Origin of the sequence: Vibrio sp. J383 (assembly GCF_023503985.1) — a bacterium.
Classification (GTDB): Bacteria; Pseudomonadota; Gammaproteobacteria; order Enterobacterales; family Vibrionaceae; genus Vibrio; species Vibrio splendidus.
The window spans coordinates 612,778-630,503 of sequence record NZ_CP097293.1; the positions used below are offsets into that span (position 1 = coordinate 612,778).

Here is a 17,726-nt window from a genome sequence, read left to right on the forward strand (position 1 = left end):
TTTAAACTAATCGAGCAACCGTCGTTTTATTCAAACAGCTCTTGATGCAGCTTTTGAATCGCTAACTTGGAGACAGATTCATCAAGCAAGAAGCACAGGTTGTGTGGGCTCGCTCCGTAACAAATCATACGTAGGTTGAAGTCTTCAAGCGTGCCGAATACTTGCTTCGCATAGCCTTTGCTTTCACTCATGTTGTTGCCAATAAGAGCAACAAGGCATAGGTCGTGTTCAATATCTACAGAACACAGCTCTTCAAGTTCAATTCGAGCGGCTTCTGGTAACAGAGGAGCACCACCCGATGTATCTGTTTGATCGAGAGTGAGTGAGACACTGATCTCTGAGGTAGTGATAAGATCGACAGAGATCTTATGCTTAGCGAGGATCTCGAACACTTTTGCGAGGAAGCCATAAGCATGGAACATATTGGCGCTGCGTAGCGTAACCATGGTTTGGTTGCAGCGTAGGGCAAGCGCTCTGAACAGAGGGGAGCTTTCAACTTGTTGACGAATCCATGTGCCTCCGAGCTCTGGTGCTTTTGATGAGCCGACAAATACCGGAATTTGGTGGCGTAGTGCCGGGACTAGAGTCGATGGGTGTAAGATCTTCGCGCCAAAGTTTGCCATTTCCGATGCTTCGCTGAAGCTGATCTCTGGGATAGGAGATGCTTTCGATGCGATACGTGGATCCGTGGTGTAGATGCCCGGAACATCAGTCCAGATCTCTAAACCAATAGCTTGTACCGATTCGGCAATCAGTGCGGCTGAATAATCACTGCCGCCACGACCTAACGTTGTGGTGTTACCTTCGCTATCGGCACCGATAAAGCCTTGAGTCACGACAACTTGTTTTTGGCAAAGTGGGATGAGTTTTTCTTGCGCTAGAGCTGCAATATCTTCTAGCTGTGGTTCTGCTTTACCGAAGTCATCATTAGTGCGCATCACTTCTCTGATATCAAAACGAACAGCGGGTGTCCCACGTTCACGAATGATCTGCGCCAGAATATGTGTCGACATTAACTCACCACATGCCACTAGGTGATCGGTGAGTTTGGTACTTGTTTGGAATGATGCCGCTTCTGCAGCGCTCGCAATGTCGTCGAGAATACAATGCACGTCTTTTTCAATGCTGATTGGGTCAGCTAGTTGATCAAGAATCGCGTTATGAATGTCAGCCAACTGTGTCATTAATTCCTGACGACGAGTTTTGTCTTGGACACCATTCGCTAGCTCAACAAGCAAGTTAGTGACGCCTGAGCATGCGCTGCTCACGACCAGTTTAGTATTCGAGTTATTTTCAATAATGGCAGCACAACGGCTCATTGCTTCAAAGTTGGCAACACTTGTTCCACCAAACTTAGCGACATTAAAAGAACCAGCTACATTAGATGCACTCACGATATATCTCCCACGACTTCCTAAAATAAAATTACGGTTGGGTAATCCAACGTCCGATGTTTTTCGAAGAGAGTATTTAGAGCAAAAAGAGAGGAATTATTAGAATAGTAACCTCAGAAGCTCTTCACCATATAGAAATGGCGACAGTTGCCGGGATTCAGCCCGCTCAACCGATAATAAAGGTCCTGCATCCTTTTATTATCTCGGCACTGCTCCCCATTAATGTTTTGTATTGGAAATGCGGTTCCACAAAACATCTGCCTGGGCAGTGCTCCTCTTCTGCTAGATAGCCATTTCATTGAACGTGTTTGCGTTAACAATGTCAATCCGTAACTGGAGATATTTAAAAAATAATTTTAACAATTATGTGACACTGGTGTGACCTCAATACTTTTGGCTAATTGCTGACGGTATCGATTTGCTTTAGGGTGGAATGTTCACACCATTAACGTAAGGGATGTACATGTCTAATTTAACACTCACTACTGCTATCGAGAGCTTTTATCCGCCACACCGAACGTTAATGGGGCCGGGGCCTTCAGATATTTCACCTCAAGTTTTACAGGCCTTGAGCCGTCCAACTATTGGTCACCTCGACCCGTTATTTATCGCAATGATGGATGAGCTGAAACAACTTCTTAAATATGCTTTTCAAACTGAAAATGAGTTTACGATTGCCGTTTCAGCTCCGGGCAGTGCAGGTATGGAAACCTGTTTTGTTAACCTGATTGAGCCCGGTGAGAAAGTGATTGTTTGTCGCAACGGTGTTTTCGGTGAACGTATGCGAGAGAATGTTGTGCGTTGTGGTGGCGAAGCGATCCTTGTTGATGACGAGTGGGGTAAACCCGTTTCCGTTGAAAAGATAGAAAAAGCGTTATTAGAAAACCCTGATGCTGTAGCTGTCGCATTTGTACACGCAGAAACGTCGACTGGAGCGTTATCGGATGCTAAAGCCATTTCCGCAGTAGCTCGTCAATTCGATGCATTGTCGATTGTTGATGCGGTGACATCATTAGGTGGTGTACCACTGTTGGTCGATGAATGGCAGCTTGATGCGGTTTATTCTGGCAGTCAAAAATGTCTATCTTGCGTTCCGGGCCTGTCTCCGGTGACTTTCTCTCAACGTGCGGTTGAGAAGATGAAGGCGCGTCAAGCTCCAGTACAAAGCTGGTTCCTAGATCAGAGCTTGGTACTCGGTTATTGGAGTGGAGAAGGTAAGCGTAGCTACCACCACACAGCCCCCGTGAACAGCCTGTATGCTTTGCATGAGTCATTGGTTTTACTGAAAAATGAAGGGTTAGACAACGCTTGGTCACGTCATTACGCGATGCACCAAGAGCTTAAAACTGGCGTAGAAGCTTTGGGGTTAAAGTTTGTCGTTGATGAAGAGAGTCGCTTGCCTCAATTGAATGCGCTTTACTTCCCTGAAGGGATTGACGAAGCCAAAATAAGAACACAGCTGTTAGAAGAGTATAATCTTGAAATCGGTGCAGGCCTTGGCTCTTTAGCAGGGAAGGCTTGGCGTATTGGTTTAATGGGTTATGGTGCTCGAAAAGAGAATGTCGCATTGTGCTTAAAAGCGTTGCAAGACGTTTTGAAGTAACGACAATAAACTGAAATTAAAAAGAAAAGCGCACGAGAGAACGTGCGCTTTTTTGTGTCTAGACTAAGCGCCAATAGGGTGAATTAACTCTAGATTCCTTGGCATCATTTAGCAGAAGAGATGTTGTTTCCAGCTTCTGATATTTTCTTATATTGAACCTTGGAAAAGTCTCTATTTGGGAACAAAAAGCTCGCTTCGCTACGAATTTGTTCTGCCTTGCTGTGATCTCCCAATCCTTGATAAGCAAGAATAAGATTACTGTAGAAAGCAGGCCTTGGTTTGCTCTTTATTATTTCCAGAGACCAATCAACATAAGGTTGGATCAGGCTAGGATCAGCTTTGTAGAGGCCAATATTTAGATATGTGCTGTATACATCCCAATCATAGCGATCTTTCCAAACTACGGGATTCGTTACCTGCTTAAGAATATCTGGGTTCTTAGGCTTAGACAGTTCAAATTGAGTCAGCACATAATTGGTATGCAACGCGCTCAACATATAGAAACTCACCAAGATCGGAACCACCAAGCTAGACACTCTAAACAGGGTTTTACTAACGATACTAAACGGCTGTTGATAGTGCCGAGAAGAGCGTTGATCTACCCAGTAAATCAATATGATGAATGTTATCCAGTGAATCGCAGAATGATAAAAAGGATACTCGAGCTGAGAGTGCAAGAGTATGGGGATAAATAGCGCGAGCAGTGCTAGACGTGTTCCCTTCGTTGAGCTTGCTATACGTGACATGACTAAAAACGCAGCAATTAAGATCCCGATAATTGGTACTATTCCGCCTTCAACTCCCCAAAACAGGAATTCATTGTGCGGGTGATCCATTGAAGGAAGGCCGGGATGATAATTTGAGTTGAGTTGATGCTGGCGAGCCGTGTATAGCGTGTACTCGGATTCGAATTTCCCGTAGCCATAACCTGTAAATGGCTTTTCTATCATCATGTCCAACGCTTGTGGGAAGGTATAAGCTCTTGGGCTTTCTAGGTTTGCCTTCTTACTCGCGAAGCTATCTGTTGCACTGAGGCTGATCACCGAAAAAGCGATGGCGATACCGACTAGCACTGATGCGCACCATCCGTAAAATCGCTTCTTAGTCGAGAATTTGTATAGGTAAGGAAGAATACATATTAACCCTATTACGGCGGCCAACCAGCCAGTTCGTGATGCAATAATAATTAATAGCGGCACGGTTAAGGTTGGGGTTAAATAAAGTAAAATCGATTCGCTAATCTTATGGTTATATTTCGCAGGTTGCCTCGCCAAAAGATAAGCAGAAAGTACAAATCCAGTGGCTAGGAAGCTGGCCATAACATTGGGTTGCTGGAAGATTCCGTAAGGTCGATTAGCCGCAGTGTTGTAACCAAATAGATTACCGGGTTCCAGTAAGAAATATTGCACGTAACCAAAGAGTGCTTGTATAACCACAGCAAGCACAATGAACCACAACATGCGTTGCTTGTGTTTATTGCTGAACTTAAATTGCTGAAGTACGACGAATAAAGCGAAGCCCGCCCACAATCCCAGTAGTCGACCAGATGCGGCTTGAGGAAAGGCGTTACTGTAGATCGTGGGTAGCGTAAGTATCACGCAACTGAGCAGCAAGCCAACGGTTAACTTGGAATATTTGAGTACTTGGTTAGTCGCGAGTTGGTAGAAGCCAATTGCTAACGTAAAGCTAAGAGCTAACCAAGTGGTTGGGTTAAACGATAACGCAAGGCCTGAGCCTCCAGGATTCGGCATGAAAAAATGCATGGCTAACAAGAATACAACAGCTAAAGAAGCCAAAAATGCTTTATTGAGTGGTAGCTGAGTTACCTGATTTTCTAGTTGGGTACCGCTAGTGTGTATTGTTGCCATAAATCCCTAACCTTATAAAAACAGAGCTTGTTCCTTCTGAAACAAGCTCTGTTACTTTAACATTTTTCTGTCTGCTCGCAGGGCGCTATTTTACACCTACTTCAAATTTAACATAGGCTTAAGGAAGCGAGCAGTGTGTGAACCTTCGACTAACGCCACATCTTCAGGTGTACCTTCTGCAACAATCTCACCACCACCTTGACCCCCTTCAGGACCAAGGTCTAGGATCCAGTCTGCTGTTTTGACGACATCTAGGTTGTGTTCAATCACCACTACCGTATTGCCGTGATCACGCAATCTATGTAATACCGTCAATAGCTGCTGAATATCGTGGAAATGAAGACCTGTTGTTGGTTCATCAAGAATGTATAAGGTTTTCCCCGTGTCTCGTTTAGACAATTCACGCGCTAATTTAACGCGTTGCGCTTCACCACCAGATAAGGTCGTCGCTGCTTGTCCGAGGCGAATGTAGGAAAGGCCAACATCCATCAATGTTTGCAGCTTACGAGCGATAACAGGAACAGGGTTGAAGTATTCTCGAGCATCTTCCACTGTCATCTCTAGAACTTCGTCAATGGTTTTGCCTTTGTAGCGAACTTCTAAAGTTTCACGGTTATAACGCTTACCTTTACACACATCACACGGCACATACACATCTGGCAAGAAGTGCATCTCTACTTTGATGACACCGTCTCCCTGACACGCTTCACAGCGACCACCACGAACGTTAAAACTGAATCGACCTGGCTTGTAGCCACGAGATCGTGATTCTTGGGTACCGGCAAATAACTCACGAATTGGCGTGAAAATACCAGTGTAGGTTGCAGGGTTTGATCTAGGGGTGCGACCGATAGGGCTTTGGTCAATATCGATCACTTTATCGAAATGCTCTAAGCCTTTTATCTTTTTGTGCTGCGCTGGAACTGCGGTTGTTGCACCGTTTAATTGAGTGTGGGCAACTTTAAAGAAGGTATCATTGATTAGAGTGGATTTACCTGACCCCGATACCCCCGTAATACAGCTGAACAAGCCTACAGGGATCGTCGCAGTGACATTCTTTAGGTTGTTCCCCGTTGCGCCAACGATCTCGACGACCTTTTTCTTGTCGATAGGCGTTCTTTGTTTTGGTATCGCAATTTCTTTGGCGCCGCTCAGGTATTGCCCAGTTAAAGAATTCGGGTTTTCGATGATGTCTTGCATGGTGCCTTCTGCGACCACGTGTCCACCATGCACACCCGCACCTGGGCCGATATCGATAACATGGTCAGCACAACGGATTGCGTCTTCATCATGTTCAACAACAAGCACGGTATTTCCTAGATCTCTGAGGTGAACCAAAGTTTGCAGTAGACGTTCATTATCGCGCTGGTGGAGGCCAATTGATGGTTCATCGAGTACATACATAACACCCACTAAACCAGCACCAATTTGACTTGCTAGACGAATCCTTTGCGCTTCACCACCAGACAGCGTTTCTGCACTGCGTGATAGGTTCAGGTAATTCAAACCAACGTTCACCAAGAAGTGCAGACGATCATTGATCTCTTTCATTACTTTATCAGCGATCTGACCACGCTGACCGCTGAGCGATAAGTTTTGGAAAAACTCTAGTGCATCAGCAATGCTGAGCTGAACGATTTCTGGCAGTGTGGTATCGCCAATGAAGACATTTCGAGCTTCTAATCTTAAGCGCGTACCATCACAGCTAGAACACGACTTCGTTGATATGTACTTGGCAAGGTCTTCACGTACTGCGCTAGATTCAGTATCGCGGTAGCGACGTTCTAGCGTATTTAAGATGCCTTCAAACGGATGGCGTTTGACTCGAATATCACCTCGGTCATTGATGTACTTGAATTCCACTTCAGTACGCCCTGATCCTTTAAGAATGATCTCTTGAGTCTTTTTAGGCAGAGAGTTGAATGGCACATACAGATCAAAACCATAATGGTCTGATAGCGACGTTAACATCTGAAAATAGTAATAATTCTTCTGATCCCAGCCTTTTATTGCACCTTCTGCAATGCTTAGGTTCTCATCTAAAATCACTCGACTTGGATCGAAATACTGTTGAACCCCAAGTCCATCACAAGTACCACATGCACCTGCAGGATTGTTGAATGAGAATAGGCGCGGCTCAAGTTCTTGCATGCTGTAGCCACACTTTGGACAAGCAAAGTTAGCTGAGAACACGATCTCTTCTTGTTCTTTATCATCCATCCAACCGACAACTGCAATGCCACCAGATAGCTCTAATGTGGTCTCGAACGATTCGGCTAAACGTTGTTGAAGATCAGGACGAACCTTGAATCTGTCCACCACAACTTCAATGGTGTGCTTCTTGTGCAGTTCCAATGTGGGTGGATCGGACAAATCACAAGTCTCGCCATCAATACGAGCTCGGATAAAGCCTTGCGCAGCGAGGTTTTCCAGTGTCTTTACATGCTCACCTTTACGTTCTTTGACGATCGGTGCCATCAGCATCATCTTTGAGCCTTCAGGTAGTTCTAATACCTTGTCGACCATTTGGCTGATGGTTTGCGCCGCGAGGGGGATATTGTGATCAGGGCAGCGTGGCTCGCCGACTCGAGCGTAAAGTAGTCTTAGGTAATCATAGACTTCAGTGATGGTACCGACGGTTGAACGAGGATTGTGAGAGGTCGATTTTTGTTCTATCGAGATGGCTGGAGATAAACCTTCGATGTGGTCGACATCGGGTTTTTCCATAAGAGATAGAAATTGACGGGCGTAGGCCGACAAAGACTCAACATAACGACGTTGACCTTCCGCATAGAGAGTATCAAACGCAAGTGACGACTTTCCTGAACCTGATAAACCAGTGATAACCGTCAGCTTATCACGGGGTATGGTTAGGTTAATGTCTTTGAGGTTATGCGTACGAGCGCCTCTAATTTCTATTTTATCCATCTCAATAGACCATGTAATTTTAAGTGGCTAAAGTATTACATAGAGTGAGATTTGTGCAAAGTTTTACTGGATAAAAAAACAGTAAACAAAAAAGGGCGACTCTTTCGAGTCATCCTGGAATCATTTAATGTGCTGTTAACCAACCGCTAATTGCTATTAAATAGCTAAACCGCTCAATAGTTAAGCCGATCAATAGTTAAGCCGATCAATAGCTAAACAGCGAGTAAGCCAAAATTAGCGATTAAGCTTCTTTTGTTGTTGAGTGCTTACCTAGCTCGATTTGTTGCTGATCTTTTTTGTATAGGTTTTCAAAGCAGTAATTTGTTGCTTCGATATAGCCTTCAACACTACCGCAGTCAAAACGTTGACCTTTAAATTTGTAAGCCAATACACAGCCTGCTTTTGCTTGTTTTAGCAATGCATCAGTGATTTGGATTTCGCCGCCTTTGCCTGGTTCAGTCTGTTCGATAAGCTCAAAGATATCTGGAGTCAGAATGTAACGGCCAATGATTGCTAGGTTGCTTGGCGCAGTGCCTGGTTCTGGCTTTTCTACCATGTCATCAACACGGAAAAGATCATCTTTAATCATTTCGCCAGAGATAACACCGTACTTGTGAGTCTCTTCCTCTGGAACTTCTTGAACTGCCACAATTGAACAGCGGAACTGTTTGTATAGTGCAACCATTTGAGCCAGTACGCCTTGCTGTTCGTTAACACAAAGGTCATCAGCAAGCACAACTGCGAATGGTTCATCACCCACAAGTTCGCGACCCGTTAAGATAGCATGACCTAGACCTTTCATTTCGCGTTGACGAATGTACGTGAAGTTTGCTGCTTCAATCGTCTCACGAATATTGATCAGCAAATCTTCTTTATTGGTGCCGCTGATCTGGTGCTCAAGCTCGTAGTTCTTATCAAAGTGGTCCATCAATGAATGCTTACCACGGCCAGTAACAATGCACATGCCGTCCATACCGGCTTCGATCGCCTCTTCAACACCGTATTCAATCAGAGGCTTGTTGACGACTGGCATCATTTCTTTCGGCATTGACTTAGTTGCAGGTAAAAAACGTGTACCGTAGCCAGCTGCCGGGAAAAGGCACTTTTTGATCATGGTAAGACCCTTTATCTATAATAATTATGGATTCAACCTGAATGGTTGATATTTCTGAGGGCAACTCTAGCATAAGTTATGTCGAAAATTCAGCAACAATCCGTATGGTTCACTAGAGTTTTCCTCAAAATTATCGTCAGTTTAAGAGGCTGATCAATTATGCAAGTAAGTTCTGGTTTGCCCATGCAATAGCTTGGACTCTATTCTTAACGGCTAACTTACGAAATATTTGATAAAGATGAGATTTGACGGTGAATTCGCTAATAAACAAGTCATCGGCTATTTGCGTGTTTGATGAGCCAGATTGAAGGCAGCGAATCACTTGTAGCTCTCTAATGGTTAAGTCGACATTGGTGGGGGTGGTATTGGTGCTCACGATATTTCGATAGTAGAACAACAATTGGCTTGCCACTTTTCTAGGTAGCCAATTGTCTCCATTAATGACTTCTTCAAGTCCCTTCGCTATTTTGGCTTTCTCTTCTGAGTTGTAAAAGAGACCTTTTAATACGCCAAACGTAATCAACTCCGATGTGGGAAGAGCTTTGGGGACGTTGAATAGAATGATCTCATGATTTTTCCACATCACAGGTAGATTTGGATGAAGGTTGATTAATCGAGGCGCCTCTTTGTAATCAACCAGTAAAATTCGGTTGCTCTGCTTTCGATCAAATAACATCAAATCGTCCGGTGTCATTTTGTAGAGAATAATAGATAAGTGCTTTTCTATCTCTTTTACATGTAGATAGGTGTCGTTTGGGTCGATGCACAGAAAATGCAAAGTGCGAGCGTATCGAGATTTTCTCATTGAAACGTCCTGTTTAAGTAGAATTAGATTCCACGTTGTCATGCAGGCCTTCGCTTCTCTAGCGCCTTAATAGTGACTTGCGTTGAATATCAATTATCAAAGTAAATGAGTGGTTTGTAAGTGGAGAAAAAAGCAACATCGCTCTGAATATCATGATTTGTTACGTTTTTATTCTTTGTAGTGAGGCGAGAATAGGAATGCGATTTATCACTGCAGAAAAGCATGCTATTCTTGTGCGCTAAAATTTTCTGAGACTATGAATTTAGACGGAGCAAATCATGGCTAGCCGTGGAGTTAACAAAGTTATATTAGTGGGTAACCTAGGTAATGACCCTGAAATTCGTTACATGCCAAATGGCGGCGCAGTAGCGAACATTACCATTGCAACGTCAGAGTCATGGCGTGACAAAGCAACTGGCGAACAGCGTGAAAAAACAGAATGGCACCGTGTTGCTCTGTTTGGCAAGCTGGCGGAAGTTGCTGGTGAGTACCTACGTAAAGGTTCTCAAGTTTACATTGAAGGTCAACTTCAAACGCGTAAATGGCAAGATCAAAGCGGTCAAGATCGCTACACAACAGAAGTCGTCGTTCAAGGCTTCAACGGTGTAATGCAAATGCTTGGCGGTCGTGCTCAAGGCGGTGCTCCTGCTCAAGGTGGTATGGGTAACAACCAACAGCAAGGTAGTTGGGGTCAACCACAGCAGCCACAACAGCAGCAACAAGCACAACAACAATACAGTGCTCCAGCTCAACAGCAGCCGAAAGCACCTCAACAAGCTCCTCAGCAGGCTCAACCTCAATATAATGAGCCGCCAATGGATTTTGATGATGACATCCCATTTTAAGCCCTGTTTTTAATATATTATAAAGACAGTATTAAATTGGAAAAAGCCGCGTTTATCGCGGCTTTTTGTTACCTAGAATTCTTAACTCTTTATTTACAACGTCAATTTATAGTATAAGTAGCAATACGGTATAATGTGAGTTGAAAAGGATTTCGTTATTCATGAGATATACCCCGACACTAAAATTGAGCACTCGATTGGTCGCATTTGTTACTGTGATAGTGATCAGTGCGATGTTCATTCTTTTTATTGGTGGCACACTTTCCTTTAAGCGTATCGGACAGGAATATTTAGACCATTATTTGGTTGGTATTGTCGACGTTGTAGATAAAGAGATGGAAGATCCTGACGCCGCGTATTCGATGCAGCGTTGGATGCCTAAGATGTTGCAGGCGAGCAATATTGTTGAGATGAAACTCTCGAACCAGACTGGCATCGTTTATCGCTTCAAAGATACCTCCCCACAAATTGATCCCAATCGTCTTTATGAAAGAAGCTTCATTCTAGAGCGCAATGAAGGTTATCGAATCGAGTTTAAAGCATTGCCTCCCTATATTGGTTATAGCTACTCAATGGAAGCAATGTGGTCAATTACTTTGGCGGTTGCATTGATCCTTTTCTGTCTGGCTCGTGGTGTTCGTTGGTTGAAGGAACAGTTGATGGGTTCTGAGATCTTGGAAGAGCGAGGAAGAATGATCCTCGCTGGGCAAGTTGAGGCTCATGCAAAGGGAGATGAACTTGAATGGCCATACACGGCAAGTGAAGCCTTGGATGTCTTGATCGAAGAGCTGCAAGATGCTCGTCAAGAAAGAAGCCGCTTCGATACCTTTATTCGTACCCATACCTTCCTAGACAAACTTACAGGCACGGCAAACCGAGTCTTATTCGATAACAAGCTTGAATCGGCTTTGCATGAAAGCGGTGCTCGAGGTGGTGTGTTACTGATACGTATCGACGAATGGGAGCAAGTTCGTGATGCTAATGACAAGCAAATCACTGACGGATTTATTATTGAAGTGGGCGAAGTATTGTCGAATATTGTTCAACGCTATCCAGATGTTATTTTTTCTCGTTATTACGATGCTGATTTTGCCGTATTTATTCCGCATCAAGGGGCTAAAGATATTGGCACCTTGGCGGCTCAATGTTTAAGGCAGTTAGACAAGCTAACCCCGCCGGAACCTTTAGATTCTGATAATTGGTGCCATATTGGCGTAACCATGTATACCGAAGGTGAGCGTCACAGTCAGATCATGGATGAAACGGAAACAGCATTAAAGAGTGCCCAGCTGGAGCGTATTAATAACTGGAGCCGTTACCCTAAGCAGAATACAAATGAGTTGGATAGAGGCAGCGTTCGTTGGAGAACATTATTGGATAAAGCGCTGCTTCCTGAAAATTTAGTAATCTTTGCTCAGCGATGTTATCTTATGCCGGAATCTGGTCAAGCTAATGAATTACATAGAGAAATATTCACTAGAATTCAGGATCCTGATAAAGGTTTATTGAAATCGTCTCGATTTATGCCTGCGGTAGAGCAAGTGGGTTATCAAGCTCAAATGGACCAATCGGTTCTAAAGGTATTGTTGAAATCGCTGAAAGAGTCAACTCAGCCTCTCAACTATTCGGTGAATCTGAATGTTACTCCATTTGCGAATAAACAGCATTTTAAGTGGTTTAGAAGTGAGTTGTTACAGCTCTCTGCTCAGCACCGCTCTCAGCTTGCGTTTGAGTTTCCTGAAGGGCACTTGATTGCCCATCTTGATTATATGAGACCGGTGGCAAAGATGCTGCGAGGTTTAGGGTGTAAAGTGGTGGTTGGCCAAGCTGGACGAACCATTGTTAGCACTCACTATATAAAAGACTTAAAGGTCAATTACATTAAGCTTCATCGAAGCTTAATAAAGAAAATCGATCAAAGGCATGAGAACCAACTGTTTGTCCGAAGCTTAATTGGGGCATGCGGTGACTCCCCAACTCAAGTTATTGCCGTTGGAGTCGAGACAAAACAAGAAAAGAACACCTTGATAGAGTTAGGCATTAACGGCTATCAAGGGAGATATTTCGACGAAGAACAACAAATTATCCCTTTGCCTAATCAAGCTGAAAAGGTCGCGAAAGCGGAATCTGTTGTGAAAGTTGGACGAAGAAATCGATGGCGTAAGAGTAGTAGTTAACAATGAATTTTAAAGCGATTTTAGACAAGATAAAGCCAACGAATAATAAAGGCAGCTCTCAAGTTGTCATGTTAGGCAACGATGCCATTTATATTTCATCGACAGAACAAGAACCTCAAGTAACCAGCATTCCCGTGGTTAATGGGGACTGGGAGAGTGCGCTAAAAAAATCGCTTAGCAGTGAGGCGTTTACCAGTAATAGCCTCCAGCTGATTGTCTGTGCTAATTACTACCAAACCTACCAAATTGATAAACCGGACATTCCAGAGAGTGAATGGTCGGTTGCCCTGCCTTTTTTACTCAAAGATCTTGTCTCTGAAAGAGTGACTGAAATTATCGCGAGTGCGGTCGCGTTACCGACGTCGAATAAGCTGCAAGTGTATGTTCTGCCTAAAAAACTGTTAGACAAGCTTTTGAATATTGCTAATTCGGTTCAGGTTGAATTAATAGGCGTTGCTCCTGAAGATGAAATCTGGGGTTACAGTGCTGGCGAACTGTCTAATTTCATCCTTTTGCAGCGCAGCGCCAATTCACACTTTAAGCTAGGTGCGTTTGTTGAAAATACTGTTTGCTTTCAAAGAACCATCCGTAGTGTTGTTCCACCTTTAACGGGTGTTGCATCAAGCGCTCTACAGTTAGATGGTCTTGCTCTAGAACTCCAACGCTCGATTGATTACCTTTCTTCTCAAATCAAAGGTACTCAACTTCATCAGTTGAAAATCTGCTGTGATGAGGAAGATGAGTCTGAGTTACAAGGCGCGTTAAATAACACATTGAGTTCGACAGTTTCTCTGCTCGTTGAAGGTGAACGTGATAATTCAGAGAGTTTGTTGGTTAAGCTCGCGGCTGAAAAAGAGGCTTTTAATGTCAATCTTTACCCTGAACATCTCAAGCCTAAGAAAGAATATTTTACGCTGACCAATGTTATTGCGAGCTGGGGGCTTGTTTGTGTGCTGCTACTTGGTAGTTACTTTGTAATGCAGTATCAAGCTTCTAATCTAGATAAAGCCCTAACAGCTTTGCAACATGACTCGAACCAGCTTAACAAACAAGTTAACCAATTGAATAGTAAGTTAACTCAGCATAAACCGTCTCCAGAGAAAGTGGCGGCAGTTGCGCGTCTCAAACGTGAGACTCAGGCTAAAAAAGAGGCTTTGAAGGCGGTAGGACAATACGACGAATCACAACAAGTCGGGTATTCTGGCGTCATGAATTCCTTAGCTAAATTAGGCCGAAATGACATCTCTCTTTCGCACATCTACATGACTCACGATACTTTAGATCTTAGTGGCTTTGCTCGTAACGCAAATGTGGTTCCTAACTGGATTGGTCAGTTTAAAAGTGAGCTTAATTTAGTTGGACGTGCTTTTGAAAAACTAAAAATTGGGCGCAATGATCAGGATGTGGTGACGTTTGAGCTAAGTACTCGCAGGGAGAGTAAATAATGCAGCAGTGGAACCAGCTCAGCGATAAGTTTCTTGCATTAAGTCAGAGAGAAAAATGGCTACTTTTCGTGTGTGGTTTTGTTGGCCTATCCATGTTGTTGTTCACCTTGTTGGTTGAGCCAGCGTATCTCGATTTACAGGCTAAAAATGCTAAGGCGATGAATCTGACTCAGGCAAACCAGAGACAGCAAGGTGAGTTGCTCGTTCTTCAAGCTAAGTTAAACAAAGACCCAGATAAAGACATTAATCGAGAGTATAAAAAACTGCTGGTGGAGAGCCAAGATCTGTCACTTCAGCTTTCCCAGATTGTCGATGGACTGATCACGCCTTCTCAAATGTCTCAGCTATTGGAGAGTGTTCTTAATGCCGGAAATGGACTTAAGCTCGAATCGCTAGAGTCATTAAAACCAGAAGCGATTTCGAATAATCAAGAGACCAGTGAATATTCAGGCTACTTTCTTCACCCTGTAAGAATGGAATTAACGGGCAGTTACTTTGATATTTCCGCTTATCTTCAAGCGCTTGAGTCTCTTCCTGTCAGTTATTACTGGCGCACATTTCAGTATTCGGTCGAAGAATACCCTAAAGCTCGACTGGTGTTTGAGGTTTACACACTAGGTACTAGACAGGAGTTTATCGGTGGTTAGAACTCTTTTGTTGTCATTACTTTTTAGTAGCCAAATGGCTTGGGCCGAACAGGATCCTACAGCACCATTAGGCTGGTTGACGCCACAACAAAAAACAACGTTCGCTAAAAAGGCGCCAACTCGTTATCGCTTACCTTCTCTAGAAAGCATTGTGTGCAAAGGCGATACACCTTGCTATGCCATTATGAATGGTCAGATTCTCGGTCAAGGAGAAACGATCAGAGGGTACCGAGTTAAGAACATAGATCCAGAATACGTCACTCTGCAGAGAAGCTCTAAGCAGTGGAAATTAGAGATGTTCTCTTTAGATGTTAAGAATAATTAAGGTTAGAGTGAAGACATGCGTAAACTTGTAGTAGCAATCCTAGTGTCATCTTTAGTCGGCTGTTCGATGGGACATAGAGATCCCGTTGAGATCAAAGAGTCTTTAAACGAATCGATTAATGAAGCGAATAGCAAAGCGCTTCGTGATCTTCCTTCGTCGGTACAAGATGACCTGATGCCTCAGCTTAATTCGGATGCCATGTCTCCGGGTATGGAAACCGTTAAGCGTTTTCGTATTCAAGCTAAAGGTGTTGAAGCGAGAACCTTTTTTGCTAGCTTGGTAAAAGGCACTGAATACAGCGCGGCTATTCACCCAAGCGTTGCCGGGAAGCTGACTTTAAACCTGACAGATGTGACGTTAGATGAAGTGTTGGCTGTTGCTCAGGATATGTATGGCTACGATATAGAAAAACGTGGCAAAGTTATTCAGATTTACCCTGCTGGTCTACGCACAGTGACGATCCCAGTTGATTACTTACAAGTGAAGCGTTCAGGTCGTTCATTGACGACCATCACCACCGGAACGATCACGACTTCTGATTCGAATTCATCGAGCTCTTCAAGCTCGAACTCAAACTCGTCAAATTCATCCAACTCTTCTAACTCATCGAATTCGACCTCGAACGGTGGTACTGAGATTGAAACGATCTCTGAAAGCGATTTTTGGCCACAGCTTGAAGCGGCTGTGGCTCACCTAATTGGTTCTGGTGAAGGACAAAGTGTCGTGGTTACCCCACAAGCCAGTGTGATTACGGTTCGTGCTTACCCCGACGAAATTCGTGAGGTTCGAGAGTTCTTAGGTATTTCTCAGAAGCGTTTGCAGCGCCAAGTTATCTTGGAAGCCAAAATCATGGAAGTGACCTTAAGTGATGGCTATCAACAAGGCATCAACTGGACCAAGATGTTCTCGTCGAATGGTACTAACTATACGATAGGTATGGGCTCTATTGTTAAAGATGCCGCTGGTGCAATTATCCCGGGTACATTGCCAGGCATGGACCCAATCGGCGCTGCTTTAGGTGGTCAATCTAACCTTGTTGTCTCTGGTGGTAGCTTTGAGGCGGTATTGAGTTTCATGGGTACACAGGGTGACTTGAACGTCCTATCTAGCCCAAGGGTGACTGCTGCTAATAACCAAAAAGCAGTGATAAAAGTGGGTACCGACGAATACTACGTAACTGACTTATCAAGTGCAGTTGGTAGTGGTGATAACGCGAATGTCGCACCTGAAGTTGAATTAACCCCATTCTTCTCTGGTATTTCTCTGGATGTGACCCCTCAGATCGATGATAAAGGCAGTGTGTTTTTGCATGTTCATCCTGCCGTTATTGAGGTTGCAGAAGAGGTGAAAGAGCTTAACCTTGGTTCAACTACAGGCATTGTTTCACTTCCATTGGCAAAAAGCTCTATTCGTGAATCTGACTCAGTGATTCGTGCGCAAGATGGTGATGTTGTGGTGATTGGTGGGTTAATGAAATCAAACACCAGTGATATCACGTCGAAAGTACCATTCCTTGGCGATATCCCTGCACTCGGTCATTTGTTCCGTAATACCAGTCAGTTGACGCAAAAAACTGAGTTAGTGATCTTACTAAAACCAACGATTGTTGGCGTGAATACTTGGCAAACTGAGTTAGAACGCTCTCGAGATCTGCTGCAGCAGTGGTTCCCTGATGACGAGTAATCGCTTACTTTCTCAATGTAGATTGGCAGCATCTAACTAAGCTAGGTCACTTATGTATCAAGCTCACTTTGGTTTTGAACAACTGCCATTTACTTTAACGCCGAATACCGATTTATTTTATGGTTTAGCGCCTCATTTCGAAGCGATTCAGACGGTGATCTCAGCGTTAGAAATGGGCGAGGGCGTGATTAAGGTCACCGGAGAGGTTGGTACTGGAAAAACAATGGTTTGTCGGATGTTGGTCAATCACCTAAATGATTATACGGCTCTTATTTACCTGCCAAACCCTGTGCTCTCTGGTGCTGATTTACGCCAAGCCGTTGCTAAAGAACTGGGTTTGACTATCGATAATAAAGCAACCTTAGTTGATAACATTCAGCATAAGCTCATTGAGTTACACAACTCAGGTTTAAGAGTGGTAGCGATTATTGATGAGGCTCAAGCTCTATCGGATGAAGCTCTCGAAACATTAAGGTTGTTCGGTAACCTTGAAACTGAAGATAAAAAACTGCTGCAAATTGTTTTATTAGGGCAGCCTGAGTTGGATGCTCGATTAAAGGCTTATCACCTTAGGCAGTTTCGTCAAAGAATCACGTTTAGTTCAACACTGAGGCCGCTGACTCTCGATGAAACGGTGGCGTATATTGATAATCGGATCGCTAAATCTGGTGGCAATCCTGAATTGTTCAGTTTGAATCAAAAAAAGGCGATTTGTCGCTCCTCGTTAGGTATTCCAAGATTGATAAATCAACTATGCCATAAGGCTCTTTTGCTCTCGTTCAGTGAAGATAAGAAAAGTATCGACAACCAGCACCTGTTTTCAGCCATGCATGAAACTTACGATGTATGTAAGCCTAAATTTAAAACGCCAATACTGTGGGGTTGGAATTAA

The 17,726-nt window shown here is 43.7% G+C and carries 13 protein-coding genes and 1 riboswitch; of the genes, 8 read left to right on the forward strand and 5 right to left on the reverse strand.

Annotation, left to right across the window (positions count from 1 at the left end; genetic code table 11):
* Positions 1-26: 26 nt before the first annotated feature.
* On the reverse strand, positions 27-1,394 hold the full coding sequence (lysC, locus tag M4S28_RS02870; RefSeq protein ID WP_249632275.1) for a lysine-sensitive aspartokinase 3: 1,368 nt from the start codon (positions 1,392-1,394) through the stop codon (positions 27-29).
* A 109-nt stretch (positions 1,395-1,503) separates the two neighbouring features.
* Positions 1,504-1,681: riboswitch (Lysine riboswitch) on the reverse strand.
* A gap of 176 nt (positions 1,682-1,857) precedes the next feature.
* Here lysC and M4S28_RS02875 point away from each other — a divergent pair.
* A complete protein-coding gene (locus tag M4S28_RS02875) occupies positions 1,858-2,997 on the forward strand; it encodes a pyridoxal-phosphate-dependent aminotransferase family protein (RefSeq protein ID WP_102546236.1) in 1,140 nt (379 codons plus the stop codon).
* 104 nt (positions 2,998-3,101) lie between these two features.
* Here M4S28_RS02875 and M4S28_RS02880 read toward each other — a convergent pair whose 3' ends face one another.
* The 4 genes from M4S28_RS02880 to M4S28_RS02895 form a co-directional block, all read right to left on the reverse strand.
* Complete coding sequence (locus M4S28_RS02880) at positions 3,102-4,865, reverse strand: PglL family O-oligosaccharyltransferase (RefSeq protein ID WP_249632276.1); 1,764 nt, start codon at positions 4,863-4,865, stop codon at positions 3,102-3,104.
* 96 nt (positions 4,866-4,961) lie between these two features.
* Positions 4,962-7,793 (reverse strand): excinuclease ABC subunit UvrA, encoded by a 2,832-nt coding sequence (gene uvrA / locus M4S28_RS02885; RefSeq protein ID WP_017078847.1) that lies wholly within the window; start codon positions 7,791-7,793, stop codon positions 4,962-4,964.
* A gap of 241 nt (positions 7,794-8,034) precedes the next feature.
* Complete coding sequence (gene galU / locus M4S28_RS02890; protein ID WP_065606690.1) at positions 8,035-8,907, reverse strand: UTP--glucose-1-phosphate uridylyltransferase GalU; 873 nt, start codon at positions 8,905-8,907, stop codon at positions 8,035-8,037.
* A gap of 157 nt (positions 8,908-9,064) precedes the next feature.
* Entirely contained in the window at positions 9,065-9,712 is a 648-nt protein-coding gene (locus tag M4S28_RS02895) for a LuxR C-terminal-related transcriptional regulator (protein ID WP_029224185.1), read from the reverse strand.
* A gap of 278 nt (positions 9,713-9,990) precedes the next feature.
* On the opposite strand from M4S28_RS02895, the gene M4S28_RS02900 reads away from it, so the two are divergent.
* From M4S28_RS02900 to M4S28_RS02930, 7 genes are all read left to right on the forward strand, one after another.
* A complete protein-coding gene (locus M4S28_RS02900) occupies positions 9,991-10,557 on the forward strand; it encodes a single-stranded DNA-binding protein (RefSeq protein WP_017078845.1) in 567 nt (188 codons plus the stop codon).
* A gap of 161 nt (positions 10,558-10,718) precedes the next feature.
* On the forward strand, positions 10,719-12,734 hold the full coding sequence (csrD, locus tag M4S28_RS02905; protein WP_061025071.1) for an RNase E specificity factor CsrD: 2,016 nt from the start codon (positions 10,719-10,721) through the stop codon (positions 12,732-12,734).
* Positions 12,735-12,736: 2 nt separating this feature from the next.
* Positions 12,737-14,179 carry an MSHA biogenesis protein MshI gene (locus M4S28_RS02910; RefSeq protein ID WP_102498303.1) on the forward strand — a complete coding sequence of 481 codons (1,443 nt, stop codon included), beginning with the start codon at positions 12,737-12,739 and terminating at the stop codon, positions 14,177-14,179.
* Positions 14,179-14,826: a type IV pilus inner membrane component PilO gene (locus M4S28_RS02915; RefSeq protein ID WP_249632277.1), complete on the forward strand. Its 648-nt coding sequence runs from the start codon at positions 14,179-14,181 to the stop codon at positions 14,824-14,826. Before M4S28_RS02910 ends, M4S28_RS02915 begins: the two co-directional genes overlap by 1 nt.
* On the forward strand, positions 14,819-15,151 hold the full coding sequence (locus M4S28_RS02920; protein WP_249632278.1) for an MSHA biogenesis protein MshK: 333 nt from the start codon (positions 14,819-14,821) through the stop codon (positions 15,149-15,151). The genes M4S28_RS02915 and M4S28_RS02920 overlap by 8 nt, the downstream gene beginning before the upstream one ends.
* Before the next feature lie 15 nt (positions 15,152-15,166).
* On the forward strand, positions 15,167-16,834 hold the full coding sequence (mshL, locus tag M4S28_RS02925; RefSeq protein WP_249632279.1) for a pilus (MSHA type) biogenesis protein MshL: 1,668 nt from the start codon (positions 15,167-15,169) through the stop codon (positions 16,832-16,834).
* Positions 16,835-16,886: 52 nt separating this feature from the next.
* Positions 16,887-17,726 (forward strand): ExeA family protein, encoded by an 840-nt coding sequence (locus tag M4S28_RS02930; RefSeq protein WP_249632280.1) that lies wholly within the window; start codon positions 16,887-16,889, stop codon positions 17,724-17,726.